Below are 24287 nucleotides of genomic sequence, written 5' to 3' on the forward strand. Positions count from 1 at the left end.
CACTTCCGAACCCCCGACCCGTCACTTCTGCTCGCGCTCGACCCGTGTCTGCATCTGGAACTGACGGCTGGCGGGTTCGAGAGTGACGGTTCGGCGGGTCAGCGCAGGCCGAGCGAGCCGGAGGTGACCGCCTCGAAGGGCAGCGCGGCGTGCTCGGCGATCCGGCGGTCGAGGTTGGCGGCGACGTCGGCGGGCCAGGGAGCGGTACGCCGGTCGGAGAGGTCGATGTGCAGGAAGATCTCCTCGAAGACGGCCGAAACGCGCTCGTGGGTCTCGTCGAGGATGTAGACCAGCGCGTGCGCGGCCCGCTCGCTGCGGCCGAGCAGCCGCACGCGCACCGACATCCGGTCGCCCGTGCGCAGCTCGTGCAGGTAGGTCACGTGGTGCTCGGCGGCGAAGCAGGCGTGGCCCTCGCGCAGCGGCCAGTCCATCGGGATGCCGAGGTCGACCAGCGACTCGTCGAGGCCCTCGGAGCCGATGCCGAGGTAGTGGCGCACGTTGAGGTGGCCGTTGTTGTCCTCGAAGGCCACCGGGACGGGCTGCTCGGCGTACGCCGGCAGGTCGACGAGCTGGGCGAAGGACGGGTGCGCGGTGCTGGTCACGGGCGGACTCTATCCGTGCGCCCGGTCGGGTCGGGGAGCCGAGGCTCCCCGACCGGACTGCCGGGGGCTGTCACGGGCATCGACCGGGTCTCGACACGCGCGTCACGCCCTCGCGGGCTCGGGCGTGGCGCTTGCTCGACCTCTTCGCCAGCGCTCGTTCGCTGCGCTCACGAGCGGCTCAGATCTCGACACGCCCGTCGCGGCCTCGTTCCTCGGCCGCGGGGCTTGCTCGACCTCTTCGCTGACGCTGCCTCGCTGCGCTCGGCAGCGGCTCAGACATTCCGGCGGTACTGCCCGCCCACCTCGAAGAACGCCTCGGTCACCTGGCCCAGAGAGCAGACGCGGGCGGCGTCCATGAGCACGGCGAAGACGTTCTCCTCGGGCGAGGCGGCCGCCTCCTTCAGGCGCGTGAGGGCCTCGGTGGCCTCCTGCTCGTGGGTGCGGGTGAACTCGCGGACCCGGCGCAGCTGCGACTCCTTCTCCGACTCCGTGGCGCGGGCGAGCTCGACGTGCTCGGGCGTCGCGTCGTCGCCGCCGGGGCGCAGGAAGGTGTTGACGCCGATGATCGGCAGGCTGCCGTCGTGCTTGCGGTGCTCGTAGAGCATCGACTCGTCCTGGATCCGGCCGCGCTGGTAGCCGGTCTCCATCGCGCCGAGCACGCCGCCGCGCTCGTTGATCGCCTCGAACTCGCGCAGCACCGCCTCCTCCACGAGGTCGGTGAGCTCCTCGATGACGAACGAGCCCTGGAGCGGGTTCTCGTTCATCGCCAGGCCCCACTCGCGGTTGATGATCAGCTGGATCGCCAGCGCCCGGCGCACCGACTCGGGGCTCGGGGTGGTCACGGCCTCGTCGTAGGCGTTGGTGTGCAGGGAGTTGGCGTTGTCGTAGATCGCGATCAGCGCCTGCAGCGTGGTGCGGATGTCGTTGAAGTCCATCTCCTGTGCGTGCAGCGACCGACCGCTCGTCTGCACGTGGTACTTCAGCTTCTGGGAGCGCTCGTTGGCGCCGTACTTCTCCTTCATCGCCACCGCCCAGATGCGGCGGGCGACGCGGCCGATGACGGAGTACTCCGGGTCCATGCCGTTGGAGAAGAAGAACGACAGGTTGGGGGCGAAGTCGTCGATGTCCATCCCGCGCGCGAGGTAGGCCTCGACGTAGGTGAAGCCGTTGGCCAGGGTGAAGGCGAGCTGGCTGATGGGGTTCGCCCCGGCCTCGGCGATGTGGTAGCCGGAGATCGAGACCGAGTAGAAGTTGCGCAGCCGGTGCTGGATGAACCACTCCTGGATGTCGGCCATCATCCGCAGCGAGAACTCGGTGGAGAACAGGCAGGTGTTCTGGCCCTGGTCCTCCTTGAGGATGTCGGCCTGCACGGTGCCGCGGACGCTCTGGATCGCCTCGTAGGGGTCGATGCCGCGCTCGCGCGCCTGGTCCATGACGGTGTTGAGGTAGAAGGCCAGGACGGTCGGCGCCGGGCCGTTGATCGTCATGCTGACCGAGGTGGTCGGCGCGAGCAGGTCGAAGCCGTCGTACAGCTCCTTCATGTCGTCCAGGGTCGCGACGCTCACGCCGGAGGTGCCGACCTTGCCGTAGATGTCGGGGCGCTCGTCGGGGTCGCGGCCGTAGAGGGTCACGGAGTCGAACGCGGTCGAGAGCCGGGTGGCCGGCTGGCCCTCCGACAGCATCTTGAACCGGCGGTTGGTGCGGGCAGGGTCGCCCTCGCCGGCGAACATGCGCGCCGGGTCCTCGCCCTCGCGCTTGAACGGGAAGACACCCGCGGTGAAGGGGAAGCGGCCCGGGAGGTTCTCGTCGCGGAAGAAGCGCACCAGCTCGCCGTGGTCGGTGAAGCGGGGGAGCGCCACCTTGGGGACCTGGTTGCCTGACAGCGAGGTGCGGCCCTCGACCGCGGCGTACTCCTCCTTGACCTGCGGCCAGGTCTCCAGCTGCTTGCGGGTCTCGACCGGCAGCTGCTCGCGCGCCTGCTCCAGCAGGGCGGGTACGCCGCCGGCGTCCGCGCCCGCGGACTCCAGCTCGCCCGCGACCGACTCCAGGCGCTGCAGGCGGCGGGCCTGCTCGACCAGCTCGGCCGTGCGTGCGTGGTAGCCGCGGACGGTCTCGGTGATCTCGGCCAGGTAGCGGACCCGGTCCTGGGGCACGACCGCGCGGATGCCGCTGGAGTGCTTGACGTCGACCGGGGCCAGCGCGCCCTCCGCCACGGGCAGGCCCTGCTCGGCCAGGAGCCCGCGCAGGTGCTGGTAGAGCGCGGTCACGCCGTCGTCGTTGAAGGTCGCGGCGCTGGTGCCGAAGACCGGCATGTCGCTCGGCTGCTGCCCGAAGGCCTCGCGGTTGCGGACCATCTGGCGGCCCACGTCGCGCAGCGCGTCGGCCGCGCCCCGGCGCTCGAACTTGTTGATCGCCACCAGGTCGGCGAAGTCGAGCATGTCGATCTTCTCCAGCTGGCTGGCGGCGCCGAACTCCGGCGTCATGACGTACATCGAGGTGTCGACGAACGGCACCACCGCCGCGTCGCCCTGGCCGATGCCGGGGGTCTCCACGACGACCAGGTCGAAGCCCGCGGCCTGGAGCACGGTGATGACGTCGGCGAGGTGGTCGGGGATCTCGTGGGCGCCGCGGGTGGCGAGGCTGCGGAAGTAGACCCGGTCGCGGTCGTGGCCCGGGAGGTCGAGGGAGTTCATCCGGATCCGGTCGCCGAGCAGCGCGCCGCCACCCTTGCGGCGGGTCGGGTCGACGGCGACGACCGCCACGCGCAGCTTGTCCTGCTGGTCGACGCGGAAGCGGCGCAGGATCTCGTCGGTCAACGAGGACTTGCCCGAGCCGCCGGTGCCGGTGATGCCGAGGACGGGGGCGTGGCTGCGCTCGGCGGCCTGGCGCAGGGCGTCGAGGGTGGCCGCGTCGAGGCGGCCGAGCTCGGCGCCGGTGATGGCGCGTGCGACCGCGGACCGCTCGCCCGTCAGCACCTGGTCGGCGGTGACGGGGCGGAGGTCCCACAGGTCGGTGTCGCAGGCCTCCACGACGGTGTTGACCATCCCGACCAGGCCGAGGCGCTGGCCGTCCTCGGGGCTGAAGATCGTCACGCCGGACTCCCGCAGCCGGGCGATCTCGTCGTGCACGATCACGCCGCCGCCCCCGCCGACGACCTTCACGTGGCCCGCGCCGGCCTCGCGCAGCAGCTGGACGAGGTACTCGAAGTACTCCACGTGGCCGCCCTGGTACGACGACACCGCGACGCCCTGGACGTCCTCCTCCAGCGCCGCGTCGACGACCTCCTGCACCGAGCGGTTGTGCCCGAGGTGCACGACCTCCGCGCCCTGGCTCTGGAAGATCCGCCGCATGATGTTGATCGAGGCGTCGTGACCGTCGAACAGGCTGCTCGCCGTGACCAGGCGGACCGGGTTCGACGGGACGTGCAGGGGGCGGGAGGTCGGGTCGCTCACGGGGGCTCCAGGGGAAATACTTGGATGTCCAACTAATTGGATGTGAGTGTAGCCGCCGTCACGTCGCGGAGTCGACCGTCTCGGGGGTGGGGGGTGTTGTGGAGTCCGGCTGTCCGGGTGGGGCTGGTCGGCTGGGGCTGGGGTGGTCGAGAGGCGCACGGGACCGCGGTCTCCCGGGGCGCCCCCTTCGTCGCAACCACCCTTCTCGTTCGTCCCTCACGAGAAGGGGGCCAGGCCCATCCACGCTCCTCCGGGGGCGCCCCGTCCGACCGCGGTCCCGTGCGTCTCTCTCCCGTTGCCGGGTGGGTCGGTGACTCGGCGCGGGTTCGAGGGTGACTCGGCGCTGGTGGGAGCCCGCGGGTCAGGTGCCGTCGACCTGGTCGCCGGCGCCGGTGCGGAGGGCGCCGAGGAGGCGGGTCAGCTCGGTGACGGTGTCGGGGCCGAGGTCGGCGGCCAGGTCGGTGAAGACGGTGTTGAGGTCGGCGGTGGCCTGCTCGACAGTGGCGGTGCCGGCATCGGTGAGCTCGGCGTGGACGACCCGGCGGTCCTCGCTGCGTCGCTCGCGGCGTACGAAGCCCTGGGCCTCGAGCCGGTCCACGGCGCTGGTGACCGAGGCGGGGTGGACCTGCAGGAGGGAGCCGAGGCGGGTCATGGGGAGGGCGCGGTCGCGGGTGAAGGAGAGCAGGCGCAGCACCTCGAAGCGGGCGAAGGTGAGGCCATGGGGGCGCAGGGCGCGCTCGACCCGCTCGGCGAGCAGCTGCTGGGCGCGGGTGACGGAGGTGACCAGGGCCATCGCGTCGGCGGCGTCGGTCCAGCCGTGGGCCACCCACTGGCGGTGGGCCTCGCGGATGGGGTCGCGGACCGGCCGCGGGGTGCGCGGCGTCGGTGCGGGGTCTGGAGGCGCCATCGCAGCCAGTATCGGCCTCGGGCGCGGGTTCGGCTGAACGCCGGTCCGGGGCCGGGTGTGCTGGTTATCGTGCTCGGGTTCGTGCTGGCCGAGCGGACCGGAGGGGTCCGCGCGGTCGTGCGTCCACGGGTGGGAGGTCCGGTGGGCGGGTCGGCGGGTGTGTCGTCGGGGTCGGCAGGTGGGCGGCCGGTGCTGCTGTGCGTCGGCAGCCACGGGGTCGGCGCCGCCACGCTGCGCGTGGCCACGTCCCGGGCCCGTCGTTCGGGCGGGGTGCTGCGGCTGCTGCACGTCGCCGAGACGACGACGCCGATGGGGCTCGAGGAGGCGCAGCAGCTCCTGGACCCGGTCGCCGAGGTCGTGGGCGGGCCGGGGGGCTGTCGGTCTCGGGGCGGGTCGCGCTGCACGAGTCGGGGTGCCCGGTGCTGGTGGTGCCGGTGCCCCCGGCCGAGGAGGACCTCGCGACGGTGCTGCCGTTCCGCCGGGCGCACTGAGCCGTCGGGGCCGCAGGCCGCGGGCCCGCTCGCTCAGGTACGTCGGGCCAGGACCGCGACCGCGTCGAGCTCCTCGTCACGGTGCAGCTCGGTCCGCAGGCCCGCGGCCGCGAGCAGCCCGGCCGACCCCTCCGCCTGGGACTCGCTGGTCTCGAGCACCAGCACGCCGCCGGGGGCGAGCCACGGCGGCGCGCCCTCGGCGACCCGGCGGTGCAGGTCGAGCCCGTCGGGCCCGCCGTCCAGCGCCAGTCGCGGCTCGTGCTCCCGGGCCTCGGGCGGCATCGTGGCCAGCGCCGGGCTCGGCACGTACGGGGTGTTGACCACCAGGGCGTCGACCCGTCCGCGCAGGTCGGTCGGCAGTGCGTCGAGGAGGTCCCCGCGGTGGACCCTGTCGCGTGGGAGGTTGCGCTGCGCGCAGGCGACCGCGGCCGGGTCGAGGTCGCACGCGTGCACGTCGGCGTCCGGGCGGTGGTGGGCCACGGCGACGCCGAGCGCGCCCGTGCCGCAGCAGAGGTCCACGACGACCGGCGCCGGGGTGGCGGCCAGAGCCTCGAGGGCCAGTCGCACCAGGAGGCCGCTGCGCCTCCGGGGGACGAACACCCCCGGGGCGGTCCGCACCCGCACCCCCGCCACCTCCGCCCACCCGAGCAGCACCTCGAGGGGCTCGCCCGCCACCCGGCGTACGACGAGGGCCCGGAGGGCCTCGCCGTCGGCCGCCCCACGCAGCAGCCGCGCCTCGTCCTCGGCGTAGACGCACCCCGCGGCGCGCAGCTGCGCCACCACCGGGTCGGCCGCCTCCACGGTTCCATCCTGCCGAGGACGACCCGGATCGGGTACGAGGGGGCACGGTCGGCACGTGAAGCGAGAACGTGTTCTATTTCCGGGGTTACCATCGGCCGGTGAGCACTCCCGACGTCCTGGCGCCCGCAACCCTCGGTCCGGTCCGGCTGCGCAACCGCACCGTGAAGGCCGCGACCTTCGAGGGGCGGACGCCGCACGGCCAGGTCACCCAGGAGCTCATCGACTACCACCTCGCCGTGGCCGAGGGCGGGATCGGCCTGACGACGGTGGCGTACCTCGCGGTGGCGCCCGAGGGACGGACGCACGCCGAGCAGGTCGTCGTCGGCCCCGACACCGAGGCCGGGCTGGCCAGGATGACCGAGGCGGTCCATGCGACCGGCGCCAGGATCGCCGGTCAGGTCGGGCACGCCGGCCCGGTGGCCAACGGCCGCTCCAACGGCGTGCACGCCATCGCGGCCAGTCGGATGCCGAGCCCGCTGTCGATGCAGATGGTCCGGGCTGCCACCGAGGCCGACCTGACCCGCGTCACCGGCGCCTACGTCGCGGCCGCCCGCACCCTCGTGCGCGCCGGCTTCGACGTGCTCGAGCTGCACATGGCGCACAACTACCTCATCTCCTCCTTCCTCGCCCCCGCCCTCAACCGGCGCCGCGACCGCTGGGGCGGCCCGCTGGATAACCGTGCCCGCCTGGCCCGGCAGGTCGCCCGCGCGGTCCGCGAGGAGGTCGGCGACGCGGTGGCCGTGACCGCCAAGGTCTCCCTGTCCGACGGCTACAGGGGCGGCGTGACCCTCGAGGAGTCGATCGGTCTGCTCGGGATGCTCGAGCAAGACGGCACCCTCGACGCCGTCCAGCTCTCCGGCGGCTCCTCGCTGATGAACCCGATGTACCTCTTCCGCGGCGACGTCCCCGCCTCGGAGTTCGCCGCCTCGATGCCCGCGCCCGTCCGATGGGGGATGAAGACCCCGGTCGGCCGCTCCTTCCTCAAGAGCTACCCCTTCGAGGAGGCCTACTTCCGCGACAAGGCCCTCGCGGTCCGCGCCGCCACCTCGATCCCGCTGATGCTGCTGGGCGGCATCAACCGGCTCGACACCATGCAGCAGGCGATGGCCGACGGCTTCGAGTACGTCGCCATGGGCCGCGCCGTGCTCCGCGAGCCGGACCTGGTCAACCGGCTCGCGGCCGGCCAGGCGACCAAGGGCGTGTGCATCCACTGCAACCGCTGCATGCCGACCATCTACGACGGCACCCGCTGCCCGATCCGCGAGCCGCAGCCGCTCCACCTCGCCAAGCGCTGACCTTCGCCACCCGCTCACTCGGCACGGGTTCGAGCGTCACTCGGCGCAGATTCGAGCGCGCGTCGAACCAGCGCCGACTCAGCGTCGAACCAGCGCCTAGTCACCCTTGAACCAGCGCCGAGTCACCCTCGCACCAGCGCCGAGTCGGCGTGTGAGCACCCTTCCCTAAGACTAGAACGTGTTCTAGTCTGCGGCGCATGTCACAGGTCATCCCCGAGAAGCCCCTGCGCGTCGTCGTCTGGTCCACCGGGACCATCGGCCGGCACGCCATCGCCGGTGTCGACGCCCACCCCGACCTCGAGCTGGTCGGCGTGTGGGTGTCCAACCCCGCCAAGGACGGCAAGGACGTGGGGGAGCTGGCCGAGCTGGGGCGCGAGCTGGGGATCGCCGCGACCACGGACCGCGACGCGCTGATGGCGCTGGCGCCCGACGCGGTCGTGCACACGGCGATGACCGACGACCGGGTCTTCGAGTCGATCGAGGACCTCATCTGGATGCTGGAGCACGGCGTCAACGTCGTCTCCTCGGGGCCGGTGCTGCTGCAGTGGCCGCACGGGATCCTCCCCGACGAGATCGTCGAGCGGGTGCAGGCGGCCGGCCGCAAGGGCGGCGCGAGCCTGCACGTCAACGGCATCGACCCCGGGTTCGCCAACGACGTGCTGCCGCTGGTGATGACCAGCCTGAGCCAGCGCATCGACGAGGTGCGGGTCATGGAGGTCTGCGACTACTCGACGTACTACCAGCCGGTCGTGATGGGCGACCTCTTCGGCTTCGGCAAGCCGATGGACGAGCTCGGCTTCCTGTGGCACCCGGGCGTGCTGACGATGGCCTGGGGCTCGGTCGTCAAGCAGATCGCCGCCGGCCTCTCGATCACCCTCGACGAGCCGCTGACCGAGGAGGTCGAGCGGCGCCCCGCCACCCGCGACACCAAGAGCGTCTCGGGCGACATCGCCGAGGGGACCATGGGCTCGGTCAAGTTCGCCGTGGTCGGCAAGGTCGACGGGGTCCCGCGGGTCGTGCTGGAGCACATCACCCGCACCGACGCCGAGTCCGACCCCGACTGGGACAAGCCGCCCGCCGGCACCGACGGCTGCTACCGGGTCAAGATCACCGGCGAGCCGATGATGAACGTCGACTTCGTCCACCACGGCGAGCACGGCGACCACAACGTCAGCGGCATGATCACCACAGCCCAGCGCCTCGTGAACGCCCTGCCCGCGGTCGTCGCCGGCGCGCCCGGTCTGCTGACCGTCCTCGACCTGCCGCTGGTCACCGGCCGCGGCCTGGTCACCGGTGCGGGCCACACCGGCACGACGGCGGCGCGCTCATGACGATCCTCGACCGCTTCGGCGTCCCCGGCACCGCCGCGCTCGTCACCGGCGCGGGCCGCGGCCTCGGCGCCGCGACCGCACTCGCGCTGGCCGAGGCCGGCTCGGACGTGCTCATCTCCGCCCGCACCGCCGAGCAGCTCGAGGGGGTCGCCGCGCAGGTCCGCGCGACCGGTCGGCGCTGCGAGACCGTCGTGGCCGACCTGAGCGACCTGGACCAGGTCGCCGGGCTCGCGCAGACGGCGTACGACGCCTTCGGCCGTCTCGACATCGTCGTCAACAATGTGGGCGGCACGGGTCCGCGCGGGTTCCTCGACACCAGCCCGGGCTACCTCGAGCGCGCTTTCTCCTTCAACGTCAGCACCGCCCACGTGCTGACCAAGGCCGCCGTGCCGCTGCTGCTGAAGACCCTCGAGGCCGAGGGCGGCGACCGCGCCACCGCCGCGGAGAAGTCCGTCGTGACCATCAGCTCGACGATGGGCCGCTCCGCCGACCGCGGGTTCGTCGCCTACGGCACCGCCAAGGCGGCGCTGGCGCACTGGACGAAGATGGCCGCCCAGGACCTCTCGCCGCGCATCCGGGTCAACGGGATCTACGTCGGCTCGATCATGACCAGCGCGCTGGAGATGGTCGCGGGCGACCCGAACCTCATGGGCCAGCTCGAGGGCAAGACCCCGCTCGGCCGGGTCGGCGAGCCCGCCGACATCGCGGCCGGCGTGCTCTACCTGTCCTCCCGTGCCGGGCAGTACCTCACCGGGAAGCTCCTCGAGATCGACGGTGGCATCCAGCAGCCGACCCTCGACCTCGGCTTCCCCGATGTCTGACCGCATGCACGACCGGGTGCACCACGGGTCCGTGGCAGGCATGCCCCCTCGGGGACCCCTCAGCACGTGTCCTAGGGTGGCCGGGTGACCCACTCCGGCACCCCGACCGCGTACGCCGTCTCGCCCGACTCCGGCGAGCACTGGACCGCCGAGGGCGCCTGGCAGGTCGCGCCCGGGCTGTGGCGGATCCCGCTGCCGCTGCCGATGGACGGTCTGCGGGCAATCAACGTCTACGTCCTCGAGACCGACGAGGGACTGACGCTGGTCGACGGCGGCTGGGCGATCCCGGTGGCCCGCGAGCTGCTCGAGAAGTGCCTGGCGCAGATCGGTGCGGGCTTCGGCGACATCCGTCGCTTCCTGGTCACCCACGTGCACCGCGACCACTTCACCCTCGCCACGGTGCTGGGCCACGAGGTCGGCGCGGAGGTCGCCCTGGGGCGCGGCGAGGAGCCGGCGCTGGACATGCTCAACAACGTCGACCAGATCACCGAGAGCCCCTTCCTCGCGGTGCTGCGCTCCTCGGGCGCGCTCGAGGTCGCCGAGCAGTGGGCCGCCGGCGCCGGTGACGACCCGCCGCCGCCGAAGTCGGACTGGCAGTACCCCACCCGCTGGATGGAGGGCGACCACACCATCCAGGTCGGCCACCGCACCGTCGAGGCGGTGCACACGCCCGGCCACACCCCGGGTCACTTCGTCTTCGCCGACCGCGCCGAGGGCGTGCTCTTTGCCGGTGACCACGTGCTGCCGACGATCACCCCGTCGATCGGGTTCACCGTGCCGCCGGACGACCAGCCGCTGGGGCACTTCATGGCCTCGCTGACCCGTGTCCGCCAGCTGCCCGACCTGCGGATCCTCCCCGCCCACGGTCCGGTCGCGGCCTCCACGCACGCCCGGGTCGACGAGCTGCTGGCCCACCACGACACCCGGCTCGACCAGTGCCGTGCCGCGCTCGCTGCGGGTCCGGCCACCGCCCACGACGTCGCCGGGCACCTGGGCTGGACCCGCCACGAGCACCGCTACGAGACCCTCGACCCGTTCAGCCGCGGCATGGCCGCGATGGAGACCAAGGCCCACCTCGACCTGCTCGTCGCCCGCGGCGAGGCGACCGACGAGCCGCGCCCGGACGGGGTGCGCTACACCCTCGTCGCGCGCTGAGGGCGTCGTACGTCGGCAGCCGACTGGCCGGGGTCGAGGTGCGGGTCGAGGCCTGGGTCGAGGCCTCGGTCGAGGCCTGGTGACGCGCTGCTCCGCGTCCAGGGGCCTCGACCCGCACCTCGACGCACACCTCGATGCACACCTCGACCCGCACCTCGACCCGCACCGCGACCCGCACCGATCCGGGGCGTCGCGGGTCGGGTCAGCCGGGGAACGCGGCGGCCCCGGCGTCGGGGGCGGTGTCGCGCGAGGCGGTCCCGGCGGTCATGGCGGCCAGCGAACCGTGCTCGGCACCCACCGCCCAGCGCAGGCTGCGGCTGCCCCCGAGGTGGGTGGCCGGGAGCCTGAGGGTGACCGTGGCGCCGTCGGCGGTCACGGACACCCCGCTGGCCGAGCCGTAGCGGGCGCCGTCGGGGTCGCGGTACGCCGTCGTCCAGCCCTCGCTGCCGAGCTGGGCGAGCACCTCGTCGTCGATGGCGCCGTCACCGTCGCGGTCGACCCACAGCGTGAGGTCGAGGACCCGGTCGCCCGAGGTCGTCGCCGGCACGGCGGCGGCCAGGTCGAGCACGACCGTCCAGCCGCTCCCGTCGCGGCCCAGGGAACCGCCGACCAGGTCCGCCCAGGCCGGCGTGCCGACACCGGTGGCGTCCCCGGACGGGTCGGTCACCGACGCCGAGGTGGCAGGGGCCGCGCCGGAGCCTGCCGATGGGTCATCGCCCGACCCGCTGCTCCCGGTCCCGGGAGCGGTTGGGGCGGCGCCGCTGCCCGAGCCCTGGCCAGATCCCTGGCCGCCGCGCCGCCCCTCGCTGCCGCGGTCGGCGCCGCCGTCCCGGCCGCCGCGCCCCTCCCGCTCACCGCGTCCGGCGCCACCCGCCGCGTCGCCGCCGCGCCCGGCCGGGCCCCGGCCCTCCGCCGACCCGAAGCTGGGTTCGAACGGGTCGACCACGGCCCGCGGGTCCTCGCCGCCGAGGGCACAGGACTGCAGGAGCGCGCCCACCAGCACGAGCGTCGCAAGGGCGGGTCGGGACACCGCGCGGACGGGACGGTGCGGGCGGGGGACGTGGTGGGACCGGGTCGCACGCGGCGGGTCCGGGGCACATGAGCGGCGCATGATCGCACAACTGTTGCCAGGCTGCTGAGGTTCCGCTAGAACTTGTTCCACCGGTACAGACCACCGGACATCTCGGCTGTCGCGGGTGAGCGAGTGGGATCGCTCGGGGAGGCGTCACCACGACAGAAAGGCTCCTCCCGTGCGCATTCGCACCCTGGCCGTCCCTGCGGCCGCCCTCACCCTGGCCCTCGGCGGCGCGACCCTCTCCCAGGCGCTCCCCGGTCCCAACGGTGACAACACCTTCGGCCTGTGCACCGCCTACTTCGCCGGCTCCGAGCGCGGCCAGGAGATGAAGCGCAAGGCTCCGCCGTTCCAGGGCCTGGAGGCCGCGGCCGAGGCCATGGACATGACCGTCGAGGAGTACTGCGCGGCCAACGGCACCCGCCCGGGCAACGGCGGCGGCAACGGCAACGGCAACGGCAACGGCGGCGGCGAGGACGACGCCGAGGCCTGAGTCGCTGCTCGACCATGGGGCGCCCTGCCGGGCCGGCACTCCGGCGGGGCGCCTTCGTGCGTCCCGGGCTCGCCACGGGCGCATGGAGGCCTGGGTCAAGGCCTGGGTCGCGGCCTGGGTCGCGGCCTGGGGACGCGTCCCTCCGCGTCCTGGGGCCTCGACCCGCACCTCGACCCGCACCTCGACCCGCACCTCGACCCGGGCCGCGGGTCGGGTCAGCCCCGGCGCATCGGCAGGTGCGGGATGGAGCCGTCGAGGAACTCCGGCCCGGTGACCTCGAAGCCGTACGTCGCGTACCACCTCGCCAGCGGGGTCTGGGCCGCCAGGACGACCGGCCCGTCCCCGCAGGCGACGAGGCAGGCCTCCATGAGGGGTCCGGACAACCCGCGACCGCGGGCCTCGGGCAGCAGTGCCACCCGGCCGATCCGGCGGTGGTCGCCCTCGTCGAGGACCCGCGCGACACCGACCAGCCGACCGTCCTCCTCGAGCAGCACGTGCACGGTGCCGGGCTCGGTGTCGCGGCCGTCGAGGTCGTCGTAGGGGTCGCCCTGCTCGACCACGAAGACCTGCTGGCGCAGCCGGAAGACGTCGTGGGCGGTGCGGGCGTCGAGCTCGGCGAACGACAGCACCCTCGTGGTGGCGGCCATCAGCGGCCGAGGAACTCGACGGTCGTGCGCCAGGCCCGCTTGGCCTCGGGGACGACCGAGATGAGCGGGTAGACGTGGATCAGCCCCGGCTCCTCGACGTAGGTGAGGTCCCAGCCGGCCTCCGCCGCGCGGCGCGCGAGCAGCCGGCAGCCCGGGACGAGCAGGTCGCGGGTGCCGCAGAACACCAGCGCCCGGGGCAGCCCGGAGAGGTCGGCGAGGGCAGGGGAGACCTCGTGGCGGCCGACGTCGTCGGCCGAGCCGGCCCACCACCGGGCGTACGCCTCGAGCTTGGTGATCCGCAGCCACGGGTCGCGCCGGGCGAACCAGGTCGTCGCCGGGGTCGAGGTCGTGAGGTCGACCCAGGGCGAGTGCAGCAGCAGGTGGGTCGGGCTCGGGCCCCCGCGGTCGCGCAGGGACAGGGCCACGGCCAGGGCCAGCCCGCCCCCGGCGGAGTCACCCGCGAGCACGGTCGGCCACTCCCCGGCCAGCCGCGCGGCCAGGTCGACCAGCGCGTCGTGGGAGTCGGCCCAGGTGTGGGCGGGCGCGAGGGGGTAGTCCGGGAGCAGGACCTCGGCGTCCAGGGCAGAGGCCAGCCTGGCGGCGTACCGGACGTGGAAGGGGTCGAGCGGGGCCACGAAGCCGCCGCCGTGCAGGTAGAGGACCCGGCGCCGGGGGCGGCTGCCGCGCGCTCGCACCCGGTGCACCGTGAACGGCACGGGCCCCTCGGCCTCGAACTGCTGGACCTCGTAGCGCTGGCGGAACCGCACCACCGCGTTGGTGGGCAGCGCCCGGCCCTGGGCGTCGAGGTCGGCGTGCCAGCGCTCGATCCGGGCGCGCTCGCGCTCCTCGCTGTCGAGCTCGCTGGACTTGCGCAGCCGCGGCATGCCGCGGGCGAGGACGTCGTGGCGGAGGCTGGGCACGGGCCCATCCCACCAGACCGCCGGTCGAGGGGGTCTCGTGGCTCGCTCCGCTCGCACCTCGACCACCGGCTGGGGCGCTCCCGGGCCCGCGCTACCCTCGCCTCGACAAGACAGGGGAGCACGGGCGGCAGCAGTGCCGAGCGGGCTGAGAGTGCGGGACCAGGACACCTGGTGGACGCAGACCCTACGAACCTGCACCGGTTAGCACCGGCGAAGGGAGTCGTCCCGTGCGACGTACTGCGTTCCTGCCCACCCTCAAGCCTGCCCTGGCCACCACGCTGGGCGCGCTCCTGCTCTCGTCCTGCTCCCTCGTGGGCAGCGGGGACGACGACGGATCGGCCACCGACACCGGTGGCGCCGAGCCCGGCGCCGTCGAGGCCGGGGGCACCGTGGTCCTGGTGACCCACGACAGCTTCAGCCTGCCGAAGAAGCTCATCAAGGACTTCGAGGCCGACACCGGCTACGACCTGGAGCTGCGCAGCAACGGCGACGCCGGCAGCCTCACCAGCCAGCTCGTCCTCAACGCCGAGAACCCCCTCGGCGACGTGGCCTTCGGCGTCGACAACACCTTCGGCGGTCGGGCCCTGGAGGGCGGGGTCTTCACGGCGTACGACGGCGAGCTGCCGCCCGGCGTCGCGGACTTCGCACTCCCCGGCGACGAGGAGGGCGCGCTGGTGCCGGTCGACAACGGCGACGTGTGCGTCAACGTCGACCTCGACTGGTTCGAGCGCGAGGGCATCGCCCCGCCGGAGGACCTCGACGACCTGCTCGACCCGGCGTACGAGGACCTCTTCGTGACCTCCGGCGCCACCACCAGCTCGCCCGGGTTCGCCTTCCTGCTGGCGACGATTGCGGAGTTCGGCTCGGACTGGCAGGCCTACTGGGAGGACCTGCTGGCCAACGGCGCCAAGGTCGTCCGCGGCTGGGAGGACGCCTACTTCGTCGACTTCACCGCCGGTGGCGGCGACGGCGACCGGCCGATCGTGCTCTCCTACGACTCCAGCCCCGCTTTCACCACCGACGGCGAGGGCGGCACCACGACGGGTGCGCTGCTGCAGACCTGCTTCGAGCAGGTGGAGTACGTCGGGGCGCTGGCCGGCGCCGAGAACCCCGAGGGTGCCCAGGCGGTGATCGCGTGGATGCTCTCGGAGGAGGTCCAGGCGGCGCTGCCGGAGTCGATGTACGTCTTCCCGGTGCGCGAGGGCGTCGAGCTGCCCGAGGACTGGGCCCGGTTCGCCCCGCGTCCCGAGGAGCCGCTCGCGGTCGACCCCGCCGACATCGAGGCCAACCGCGACACCTGGCTGCGCGAGTGGCAGGACCTGGTCTCGCGCTGACCGCGCGACCCCGACCCCGGCCCCGAGCGCGACCGCACCCGTGACCACCACCCGCCGCCTGCTCGGGCTCGGCGCGCTCGGCCTGCTGCCGGCCGCCGTGCTCGGCGTCTTCTTCCTGCTGCCGGTCAGCGGGATGGTGGCCCGCGGGCTGGTGGTCGACGGGTCGTTCGAGCCCGGTGCGGTGCTCGAGGTCCTGACCCGCCCGCGGACCGGCCGGGTCGTCTGGTTCACCGTCTGGTCCTCGGCGGTCGCGACGTTGGTCGCGGTGCTGCTGGGCGTGCCCGCGGCGTACTCCCTGCACCGCCTGGAGTGGGCCGGCCGCCGGGTGGTCCGGGCGTGCCTGCTGGTGCCGTTCGTGCTGCCGACCGTGGTGGTGGGGGTGGCCTTCCGCCAGCTGATCGGGGAGTCCGGGCCGCTGGGACCGCTCGGCCTCGACGGCACGGCCTGGGCGATCCTCGCGGGCCTGGTCTTCTTCAACGTCTCGGTCGTGATCCGGGTGGTCGGCTCGGCGTGGGAGTCGCTGGACAGCCGGCCCGGCGAGGCCGCCGCGGCGCTCGGCGCCTCGCCGGCCCAGGTCTTCCGCACGGTCACCTGGCCGGCCCTGCGCCCGGCCGTGGTCTCGGCCGCGAGCGTGGTCTTCCTCTTCTGCGCGACCGGCTTCGGCGTGGTGCTGGTGCTGGGCGGACTGGCCTACAGCACCGTCGAGACCGAGATCTACCTGCTGACCACCGACCTGCTCGACCTCCAGGCCGCGGCCGCGCTGTCGCTGGTGCAGCTCGTGGCCGTGACCGGGCTCCTGGTGCTGGCCGGGCGGCTGCGCGCGGTGCCCGATCCGACCGTGCGGCGTACGACGGCACCGCCCCGTCGCCCGCGGCGTGGCGACCTGCTCCCGCTCGCCGCCACCGCGCTGCTGCTGGCCGCGGTCGCCACCCCCGTCGTGTCGCTGGTCGTCGGCTCCTTCCGCGAGGCGCTGCCCGGCGGCGGGTCGACCTGGTCGCTGGCCAACTACCGCGCGCTCACCGGGCAGGGCGACAACCAGGCGCTGCTCGTGCCCGTCACGGACGCGCTGCTGACCAGCGTGCGGGTCGCCGTCGACGCGACCTGGATGGCGCTGCTGCTGGGCGGTTTGCTCGCCGTGCTGCTGACCCGGCGCTCCCGGAGCCGCACCGAAGGCCGGGTGCGCTCCGTGCTGGACGGTCTCTTCATGCTGCCGCTCGGGGTCTCGGCGGTGACCCTGGGCTTCGGCTTCCTCATCACCCTCGACGAGCCGCCGCTCGACCTGCGCGACAGCCCGTTGCTCATCCCGCTGGCGCAGGCGCTGGTGGCGCTGCCGCTGGTGGTCCGCACGCTGGTGCCGGTGCTGGCGGGGGTCGACGACCGGCTGCGCCAGGCCGCGGCGTCCCTGGGTGCCGGACCCGTCAGGGCGCTGCTCACCGTCGACCTGCCGGTCGTGTGGCGACCGCTGCTGGCCTCGGGCGGCTTCGCGTTCGCGGTGTCGCTGGGGGAGTTCGGCGCGACCTCGTTCCTGGCCCGGCCCGACCAGCCCACGCTGCCGGTCGTGATTTTCCGGCTGATCGGGCACCCGGGACGGCTCAACTACGGCATGGCGCTCGCGGCCTGCGTCGTGCTGGCCGCCACCACGGCCCTCGTGATGCTGGCCGTCGAGCGGCTGCGCGTCCCGTCGCTGGGGGCGCTGTGAGGGGCGGGTCGGGCCGGGTGCGGTGCCGGGTTTGTCGGCTACCCGACAAACCCGGACGTGCCACGGCGAAGTTTCGTCGTCGCACGTCCGGGTCTCGACGTCACCCGACAAATCTCCCCCCGCCCGAGCGCCAGATCTCGGAGGACCGATGACCCTGACCATCCGCGACCTCTCGGTCGCCTACGACGACGTGCCGGCCGTGCGCGGGGTCTCCCTGGAGGTGCTCGACGGTGCGGTGCTGGCCGTCCTGGGCCCGTCCGGGTGCGGCAAGTCCACGCTGCTGCGCGGGGTCGCCGGGCTGGAGCAGGCGACCGGCTCGATCGCCTGGGACGGCGAGGACGTCACCCGTCTGCCGACCCACCGCCGCGGCTTCGCGCTGATGTTCCAGGACGGCCAGCTCTTCGACCACCTCACCGTCGGTCGCAACGTCGGCTACGCGCTGCGGCTGCGCCGGGCTCCCCGCGCCGCCGAGCGCGCCCGGGTCGAGGAGCTGCTCGCCCTCGTCGGTCTCGAGGGGTACGCCGACCGGCTGCCCCGCACCCTCTCCGGCGGCGAGCGGCAGCGGGTCGCGCTCGCCCGCAGCCTGGCCCACCAGCCGCGGCTGCTGCTGCTCGACGAGCCGCTCTCGGCGCTCGACGCCGGGCTGCGCCGCCACCTGGCCGGCGAGCTGCGCGACATCCTCACCCGGGCCGGCACCACCGCGGTGATGGTCACCCACGACCACGAGGAGGCCTTCAGCGTCGCCGACCGGTTGGCTGTGATGCGCGAGGGGCGCCTCGTGCAGGAGGGGCCCATCGACGAGGTCTGGCGCTCCCCGGTCGACGCGGCCACGGCCCTGTTCCTCGGGTACGCGCGGGTGCTCGACGGTGACGCCGCACGTCGCGTGCTGGCGGCGGCGGGCGCCCCGGCCGCGGCCGCTGTCGCCGTACGACGCTCGGCGGTCGTGGTCGACGAGCGCGGCCCCCTCGAGGGCGAGGTGCGCTCGATCCGCTCCACCCCTCAGCTCCAGCGGCTGGTCGTGGCCGTCGAGGGGCTGGGTGACCTGGACGCCGTCGCCCCCCTCGACCACCGGACCTCCCCGGGGGACCGGGTGCGGCTGGGGGTCGACGTGACCCGGGTCGCAGCGCTGGCCGGGGGCTGAGCGGGGTGCTCAACAGGGGTGGCGCGGACCCCTAGAATCTGCCGGGTGTACCGCCGTGCCTACTCCGCCCTCGTCGCGACCGCGCTCGCGATCGGCCTGTGGGCGATCATCACGGCACAGGTCGTCGACCGGCCGCTGATCGACCCCGAGAGCAGCTTCCTCGGCCCGTCGTGGCTGCGGCTGCCGATCCTCTGCTTCGGCGCGCTGGCGCTCGACATGGTGCCCCGGGCGCTGTGGCGCTCCGGCGGTCGACCGCGGGTCGCGCTCGAGGTCGTGCGCGAGCGCTGGCGCTCGCACTGGACGCGGGAGCGGCTGCTGCTGGTGATGCTCGGCATCGTCGGCTTCTACGTCATCTACGTCTGCTACCGGAACCTCAAGTCGTTCCTGCCGCTGGTCAGCGACCGGATCTACGACCGCGAGCTGCACCTGCTCGACCGGGCGCTGTTCTTCGGGCGCGAGCCCGGCCCGGTCTTCCACGACCTGCTCGGCACCACCGTCGTGGCGCACTTCCTCTCCGCCTTCTACCTGCTCTTCATCCCGATGGTCGCGATCCTCGTGACCGTGTGGCTGGTGTGGGCGCGCAACATCTCCCACGGCTGGTGGTTCGTCACCGCGCAGGGCTTCGCGTGGACGCTCGGGACGCTGTCCTACTACGCGCTGCCGACGCTGGGCCCGGGCCTGGAGTACTACTGGCTCTACGACAACCTCGCCCACACCGGCACCACCGACCTGATGAACGCGCTGGTCAACGCGCGCCAGGACTTCCGCTTCGGTGACGGCGAGACCCAGACCGTGGCGGGCTTCGCCAGCCTCCACACCGGCATCTCGCTGCTGTGGGCGCTGATGGTCCAGTTCACGGTGCAGAACCGCTGGATCCGGATCGCCTTCTGGGTCAACTTCGGGCTGACCGTCGTGGCCACCCTCTACTTCGGCTGGCACTACATCGCCGACGACATCGCCGGCATCACGATCGCCTTCGTGTCCTTCTACGTCGCGGGCCTGGCCACGGGCCAGAAGTTCGACCACGGCGGGCTGGCCTCCCACCCGACGTCGACGACCTCGAAGATCCCGGTCTCCCAGGACTGAGGAGGCCGCGTCAGCGGACTCCTCGATGGTGGACTCGGTCGCGACCCGCGTGTCGGGACCGAGTCCCCACGGGTACCCACCGCTCCGGCACGTGACCCGGTGAGGTGGCTCTCGCCCCGAGGGGGGTGAGCGCGGGCGGTCGCAGGGCTAGCCTCGAAGCGTGGCCACCGACACCGTCCCCCCGACCACCGACGACGCGCCCACGGGCGCCGGCCCCGACGCGGGCACGGAGCCCGCGGCGGAGGGGAGCAGCGGCTACCGCCAGCCCACGCTCGACGTGCCGGCGCTGACCCGCCTGCTCGACGGTCGCTACGCGGAGGTGCGCAACCTCGTGCGCAGCAACCTGGCGACGTACGCCTCGATCCTGACCGACGCCGAGACGATGACCACCGCGGAGTACCGCGAGCGGGTCAAGGAGCTCGTGGTCGAGATGGCCTCGACCGGCCAGACCGGCATGGGCTTCCCGGCGGCGTACGGCGGCGGCGACGACATCGGCGCCTCGATCGCGGCCTTCGAGACCCTGGCGTTCGGCGACTTGTCGGTGCTGGTCAAGGTGGGCGTGCAGTTCGGGCTCTTCGGCGGCGCGATCCTGCAGCTGGGCACCGAGCGGCACCACGAGAAGTACCTGCGCCAGATCGTCACCGGCGAGCTCATGGGCTGCTTCGCGATGACCGAGACCGGGCACGGCTCCAACGTCCAGGCCCTCGGCACGGTGGCGACCTACGACCTGGCCACGCAGGAGTTCGTCATCACCACCACGCGCGAGGACGCGCGCAAGGACTACATCGGCAACGCCGCCGAGCACGGTGAGCTCGCGGTCGTCTTCGCCCAGCTCGAGGTCGGCGGGGAGGGTCGCGGCGTGCACGCCTTCGTCGTCCCGATCCGGGTGCGGTCGGGGTCCGGCGGGCTCGAGCCGGCGCCCGGCGTCACGATCGCCGACGACGGCCTGAAGATGGGCCTCAATGGCGTGGACAACGGCCGACTGCACTTCGACCACGTGCGGGTGCCGCGCGAGAACCTGCTCAACCGCTTCGCCGACGTCACGCCGTCGGGGGTCTACGAGAGCGCGATCGAGAACCCGAACCGCCGCTTCTTCACCATGCTCGGCACCCTCGTGCAGGGGCGGGTCTGTGTCGGCGGCGCCGGCATCAACGCCTCGAAGGTCGCGCTGGCGATCGCGGTGAAGTACGCCGAGCGCCGCCGGCAGTTCGAGGCCACCGGCGAGGAGGAGGAGCTGCTCCTCGACTACGGCATGCACCAGCGCCGGCTGCTCCCGCTCCTCGCCCGCACCTACGCCCTGCACTTCGCCCAGGACCTCCTCTCGGCCAACCTCCACGACGTGCTGACCGGGGTGAAGGAGGACGAGCAGGCGCAGCGCGAGCTGGAGTCGGTCGCCGCCGGCACCAAGGCACTCGGCACCTGGCACGCCACGCGCACCATCCAGGAGTGCCGCGAGGCCTGTGGCGGCGCCGGCTACCTCGCGGAGAACCGCTTCGCCGCGCTCAAGGCCGACACCGACGTCTTCACCACCTTCGAGGGCGACAACCACGTCCTGCTGCAGCTGGTCGCCAAGGGCCTGCTCACCGACTACGCGGGCGAGTTCCACGACATGGACCAGCTCGACATGGTCCGCTTCGTCGCGGGGCTGGCGGTCGAGACGGTCGTCGAGCGCACCCGCGTGCACGGGCTGATCGAGCGCTTCCGCGACCTGTTGCCCGGTGGCGACGACTGGGACCAGGACGCGGGTCTGCTCGACCCGGAGTACCAGCTGGCGATGTACCGCTTCCGCGAGGAGCACATGGTCAGCGGCGTCGCCCGCCGGCTCAAGCGCGGCGTCGACAACGGGATGAACCCCGGGGTCGTCTTCTCCCGCGTGCAGGACCACGTCATCGGCGCCGCCCGCGCCCACATGGAGCGGCTGGTGCTCGAGGCCTTCATCGACCGCTGCCGCCAGCTGCCCGAGGGCGACCTCAAGGTCGCGATGAACCTGCTGTGCGACCTGCACGCGCTGGCCGGGATCGAGGCCGACCGGGCCTGGTTCATGGAGCACGGCCGGCTCACCGTCCAGCGCTCCAAGGCGATCAGCCGCGAGGTCTCCTCGCTGTGCCGCAAGGTGCGCCCGCTCGCCGGGGACCTGGTCGACGGCTTCGGCGTACCCGTCGAGATGCTGCGCTCGCCCGAGCTCATCGGGGACCTGGCGCCCATGGCTCCGGGGGCGTCGGGGGCGTGAGGGCGCGACGGTGGCCGGGTTTGTCGGGTAGCCGACAGACCCGGCTGTGGGTTTCGTCGGTTACCCGACAAACCCGGCCATGCGACGACAGAGCTTTGCCGTCGAGCTTCCGGGTCTTGTCCACAACCCCCGGAGTCCCCGCGTGCCGGGCGGTGCCGGCGTGAGCCTGCTGTCCCGCCTGCGCGGCGGCTGGGGCGCGGACCCGCTGTGGGGCGTGGTCTACGACTTCCTGGTCGAGCACCCCGTGGTGGGACGGCCGGTGTGGTTCGCCGGGATCCACAGCGACCTGCGCCGGCTGCACGCGACCGCCGACGAGGTCGGTCGGCTTCCCGACGGCTCGCGGGTGCTGGACGTCCCGTGCGGCGGGGGCGTCGCGCTGCGGGGGCTGCGTCCCTCGCAGCGGATCGAGTACGTCGCCGCGGACCTGGCCCCCGAGATGCTCGAGCGCACGCGCCAGGCCGCACTCCGCCGCGGGGTCATGCACCTGGTCGCCACGCGGCAGGCCGACGTGGGGGCGCTGCCCTTCGAGGACGGTTCGTTCGACCTGGTGCTGTCGCTGACCGGGCTGCACTGCTTCCCCGACCCGCGCCGGGCCGTCGAGGAGATGGCCCGCGTGCTGCGCCCCGGCGGGCGGCTGGTCGGGTCGGCGCTGCTCAACGACACCGGGCTGGCCTTCGAGCCGCTGCGGCGCGGTGGCCGGCTCGGCGGGCTGATCGGCCCGTGCTGCACCTCGACCGAGCTCGCCTCCTGGTCAGCCGCCGCCGGCGTACCGCTCGAGGTCGAGCTGGCCGGGGCGTTCGGGTACTTCGCCGGGGTCAAGGCGGGGTGAGGCGGGCTGGACCTGGTGGTGGGGCGGGCCGGGTTTGTCGGCTACCCGACAAACCCGGAAGTGCGACGACGAAACTTTGTCGTGGAGCTCCCGGGTTCGTGCCACAACCCGGCTGACGCTGACGAGCGCGCCGTCGGCGCGGCACGACGACCGGGCTCCTCGGCGCGGCGGCCCGCGAGTCATCCACAGGCCCTTCGCTCGCGCGACTGTCCCCAGCACCCGCGCTCCGCCTACTCATCGGCTCCTCGGAGCAGCAGGCTGCCGCTCATGATCGAGCACCTGGCAGACGGCCATGGCGTCGTCCTCCGCCGCGAGCTGGTGCGGGCGGGCGTGGACGACTCCACCATCAGCAAGCTGAGGAGACGAGGGACCCTCGTGCGCCTCCGCCAAGGCGTCGATGCGCTGGGCGAGCGCTGGCACGCAGCAGACCCCCGCGAGAGGCACCTGATGCTGGCGCACGGCACGTGGCGTCTCTACGACGAGCGTGTCGCCCTGTCCCATGTGAGCGGGGCTCTGTCGCTGGGCGCACCAGCGCACGACCTGGACCTGTCGCGCGCCCACCTGACGAGCCTGTACGGCCGCGGTGACCGCATCCGGGCCTCCGTCGTCCACCACCAAGGCGCGGTGCTGGTGGACGACGTGACGCGCCGTGACGGACGGTGGGTGACCAGCCCCGTACGCACGGCGCTGGACGCTGCCTCGGTGTCGCGCCACGACGGGGCGATCTGCGTGCTCGACTGGTTCCTCAGGTTCGGAGGCGTCACCGAGGAGGAGCTCCAGCACCACCTCGCCAGGAGGATCTCGTGGCCGGACCACCTCGACCTCGCCCTCAAAGTCAGTCTGGCGGACGGCCGCGCTGAGAGTGTGCTGGAGACGCTGCTGAGGCTGCGGATGGGGGAGTCGTCCCTGCCGATGCCCGAGCTGCAGTACGAGGTGCACGAGCCGAGCGGTCTGCTGGTGGGGCGCTCGGACTTCGGATGGCGGGGTAGGGCGTTGGGCGAGGCGGACGGGAACGAGAAGTACCACCGGTTCCGCCGGCCCGGTGAGTCGATCGCCCAGATGGTGATGCGCGAGAAGCGGCGTGAGGACCGGATGCGTGAGCTGACCGGACTGCCGATGATCAGGTTCGTCTGGGCTGATCTCTACCGCTGGTCCCAGACGGCATCGCGGCTCGAGCGGGTGCTGCTCAGGCAGGCAGCGTGAGGTCGGGTTGTGGTCAGGACCCGGAAGTCCGACGACGAAGTTCTGTCGTCGCGCTTCCGGGTTTGTCGGCTACCCGACAAACCCGGCCGCGGCGGCTACCCGCTAACGGCCGCCCCGCTCAGTGACCGGTCTTCTTGAACCGCTCGAACGACGCGACGACCTCGGCCTCGGCCTCGGTGCGGCCGACCCACTCGGCACCCTCGACGGACTTGCCGGGCTCGAGGTCCTTGTAGACCTCGAAGAAGTGCTGGATCTCCAGGCGGTCGAACTTCGACACGTGGGAGATGTCGCGCAGGTGCTCGAGACGGGGGTCCGAGGACGGGACGCACAGGACCTTGTCGTCACCGCCGGCCTCGTCGGTCATGCGGAACATGCCGATGGCGCGGCACTTGATCAGGCAGCCGGGGAAGGTCGGCTGCTGCAGGATCACGAGCGCGTCCAGCGGGTCGCCGTCCTGGCCCAGGGTGTCCTCGATGTAGCCGTAGTCGGCGGGGTACTGCGTCGAGGTGAACAGGGTGCGGTCCAGGCGCAGGCGGCCCGACTCGTGGTCGACCTCGTACTTGTTGCGCTCCCCCTTGGGGATCTCCACCAGGACGTCGAACTCGAGCACGTCTGCCTCCGTGGGCGATCTGGATCGCCGGTCTGCTGTGTCGTCGGACCCGCTGCCCGGCTCGGGGCGGGTGCGGCCCCCGCGCGGGAGCCGGGGGACAGTCTCGCGCACAATGGCCCGGCACGCGCACCGGGAGGGGGCAGATGTGGGACGACGTGACGCACGCCA

At 73.1% G+C, this 24287-nt stretch carries 20 protein-coding genes; 12 read left to right on the plus strand and 8 right to left on the minus strand.

What is annotated here, in order from left to right; translation table 11 throughout:
* Positions 1 to 98: 98 nt before the first annotated feature.
* The 4 genes from ACYVID_RS04630 to ACYVID_RS04645 form a co-directional block, all read right to left on the minus strand.
* Positions 99 to 602: a thioesterase family protein gene (locus tag ACYVID_RS04630; RefSeq protein ID WP_460734881.1), complete on the minus strand. Its 504-nt coding sequence runs from the start codon at positions 600 to 602 to the stop codon at positions 99 to 101.
* A 272-nt stretch (positions 603 to 874) separates the two neighbouring features.
* Positions 875 to 4054: a fused isobutyryl-CoA mutase/GTPase IcmF gene (gene icmF / locus ACYVID_RS04635; RefSeq protein ID WP_460734883.1), complete on the minus strand. Its 3180-nt coding sequence runs from the start codon at positions 4052 to 4054 to the stop codon at positions 875 to 877.
* Between the two features lie 361 nt (positions 4055 to 4415).
* Positions 4416 to 4961: a MarR family winged helix-turn-helix transcriptional regulator gene (locus tag ACYVID_RS04640; RefSeq protein ID WP_460734885.1), complete on the minus strand. Its 546-nt coding sequence runs from the start codon at positions 4959 to 4961 to the stop codon at positions 4416 to 4418.
* A 524-nt stretch (positions 4962 to 5485) separates the two neighbouring features.
* Positions 5486 to 6253, minus strand: coding sequence for a putative protein N(5)-glutamine methyltransferase (locus tag ACYVID_RS04645; protein ID WP_460734887.1), 768 nt, complete (start codon positions 6251 to 6253; stop codon positions 5486 to 5488).
* A gap of 98 nt (positions 6254 to 6351) precedes the next feature.
* Here ACYVID_RS04645 and ACYVID_RS04650 point away from each other — a divergent pair, with 98 nt between their 5' ends.
* The 4 genes from ACYVID_RS04650 (at position 6352) to ACYVID_RS04665 (ending at position 10855) form a co-directional block, all read left to right on the plus strand.
* Positions 6352 to 7548 carry an oxidoreductase gene (locus tag ACYVID_RS04650; RefSeq protein WP_460734889.1) on the plus strand — a complete coding sequence of 399 codons (1197 nt, stop codon included), beginning with the start codon at positions 6352 to 6354 and terminating at the stop codon, positions 7546 to 7548.
* Positions 7549 to 7745: 197 nt separating this feature from the next.
* On the plus strand, positions 7746 to 8879 hold the full coding sequence (locus ACYVID_RS04655) for an NAD(P)H-dependent amine dehydrogenase family protein (protein WP_460734891.1): 1134 nt from the start codon (positions 7746 to 7748) through the stop codon (positions 8877 to 8879).
* A complete protein-coding gene (locus ACYVID_RS04660) occupies positions 8876 to 9700 on the plus strand; it encodes an SDR family oxidoreductase (RefSeq protein ID WP_460734893.1) in 825 nt (274 codons plus the stop codon). The genes ACYVID_RS04655 and ACYVID_RS04660 overlap by 4 nt, the downstream gene beginning before the upstream one ends.
* 84 nt (positions 9701 to 9784) lie before the next feature.
* Positions 9785 to 10855 (plus strand): MBL fold metallo-hydrolase, encoded by a 1071-nt coding sequence (locus ACYVID_RS04665; RefSeq protein WP_460734895.1) that lies wholly within the window; start codon positions 9785 to 9787, stop codon positions 10853 to 10855.
* Between the two features lie 202 nt (positions 10856 to 11057).
* On the opposite strand, the gene ACYVID_RS04670 is transcribed toward ACYVID_RS04665, so the two are convergent.
* Positions 11058 to 11522 carry a hypothetical protein gene (locus ACYVID_RS04670; protein WP_460734897.1) on the minus strand — a complete coding sequence of 155 codons (465 nt, stop codon included), beginning with the start codon at positions 11520 to 11522 and terminating at the stop codon, positions 11058 to 11060.
* A 583-nt stretch (positions 11523 to 12105) separates the two neighbouring features.
* Here ACYVID_RS04670 and ACYVID_RS04675 point away from each other — a divergent pair.
* Positions 12106 to 12420 carry a hypothetical protein gene (locus ACYVID_RS04675; RefSeq protein WP_460734899.1) on the plus strand — a complete coding sequence of 105 codons (315 nt, stop codon included), beginning with the start codon at positions 12106 to 12108 and terminating at the stop codon, positions 12418 to 12420.
* Positions 12421 to 12635: 215 nt separating this feature from the next.
* Here ACYVID_RS04675 and ACYVID_RS04680 read toward each other — a convergent pair whose 3' ends face one another.
* Both ACYVID_RS04680 and ACYVID_RS04685 read right to left on the minus strand, forming a co-directional pair.
* A complete protein-coding gene (locus ACYVID_RS04680) occupies positions 12636 to 13067 on the minus strand; it encodes a GNAT family N-acetyltransferase (protein WP_460734901.1) in 432 nt (143 codons plus the stop codon).
* The gene (locus tag ACYVID_RS04685; RefSeq protein WP_460734903.1) at positions 13067 to 13987 is read right to left on the minus strand and encodes an alpha/beta hydrolase; all 921 of its coding nucleotides are present in this window, start codon (positions 13985 to 13987) and stop codon (positions 13067 to 13069) included. Before ACYVID_RS04685 ends, ACYVID_RS04680 begins: the two co-directional genes overlap by 1 nt.
* A 227-nt stretch (positions 13988 to 14214) precedes the next feature.
* On the opposite strand from ACYVID_RS04685, the gene ACYVID_RS04690 reads away from it, so the two are divergent.
* The 7 genes from ACYVID_RS04690 (at position 14215) to ACYVID_RS04720 (ending at position 23509) form a co-directional block, all read left to right on the plus strand.
* Positions 14215 to 15321 (plus strand): thiamine ABC transporter substrate-binding protein, encoded by a 1107-nt coding sequence (locus tag ACYVID_RS04690; RefSeq protein ID WP_460734905.1) that lies wholly within the window; start codon positions 14215 to 14217, stop codon positions 15319 to 15321.
* A gap of 40 nt (positions 15322 to 15361) precedes the next feature.
* The gene (locus ACYVID_RS04695) at positions 15362 to 17020 is read left to right on the plus strand and encodes an ABC transporter permease (RefSeq protein WP_460734907.1); all 1659 of its coding nucleotides are present in this window, start codon (positions 15362 to 15364) and stop codon (positions 17018 to 17020) included.
* A gap of 148 nt (positions 17021 to 17168) precedes the next feature.
* A complete protein-coding gene (locus ACYVID_RS04700; protein WP_460734909.1) occupies positions 17169 to 18161 on the plus strand; it encodes an ABC transporter ATP-binding protein in 993 nt (330 codons plus the stop codon).
* Between the two features lie 45 nt (positions 18162 to 18206).
* Positions 18207 to 19247: a phosphatase PAP2 family protein gene (locus ACYVID_RS04705; protein ID WP_460734911.1), complete on the plus strand. Its 1041-nt coding sequence runs from the start codon at positions 18207 to 18209 to the stop codon at positions 19245 to 19247.
* A 160-nt stretch (positions 19248 to 19407) separates the two neighbouring features.
* The gene (locus tag ACYVID_RS04710; protein ID WP_460734913.1) at positions 19408 to 21477 is read left to right on the plus strand and encodes an acyl-CoA dehydrogenase family protein; all 2070 of its coding nucleotides are present in this window, start codon (positions 19408 to 19410) and stop codon (positions 21475 to 21477) included.
* Between the two features lie 160 nt (positions 21478 to 21637).
* Entirely contained in the window at positions 21638 to 22306 is a 669-nt protein-coding gene (locus ACYVID_RS04715) for a class I SAM-dependent methyltransferase (RefSeq protein ID WP_460734914.1), read from the plus strand.
* Between the two features lie 267 nt (positions 22307 to 22573).
* Positions 22574 to 23509 (plus strand): type IV toxin-antitoxin system AbiEi family antitoxin domain-containing protein, encoded by a 936-nt coding sequence (locus tag ACYVID_RS04720; RefSeq protein ID WP_460734917.1) that lies wholly within the window; start codon positions 22574 to 22576, stop codon positions 23507 to 23509.
* Between the two features lie 118 nt (positions 23510 to 23627).
* Here the strand turns inward: ACYVID_RS04720 and ACYVID_RS04725 are convergent, their stop codons facing one another.
* On the minus strand, positions 23628 to 24119 hold the full coding sequence (locus tag ACYVID_RS04725) for an inorganic diphosphatase (protein ID WP_460734919.1): 492 nt from the start codon (positions 24117 to 24119) through the stop codon (positions 23628 to 23630).
* Positions 24120 to 24287 lie beyond the last annotated feature (168 nt).

Source organism: Nocardioides ginkgobilobae (assembly GCF_054781275.1).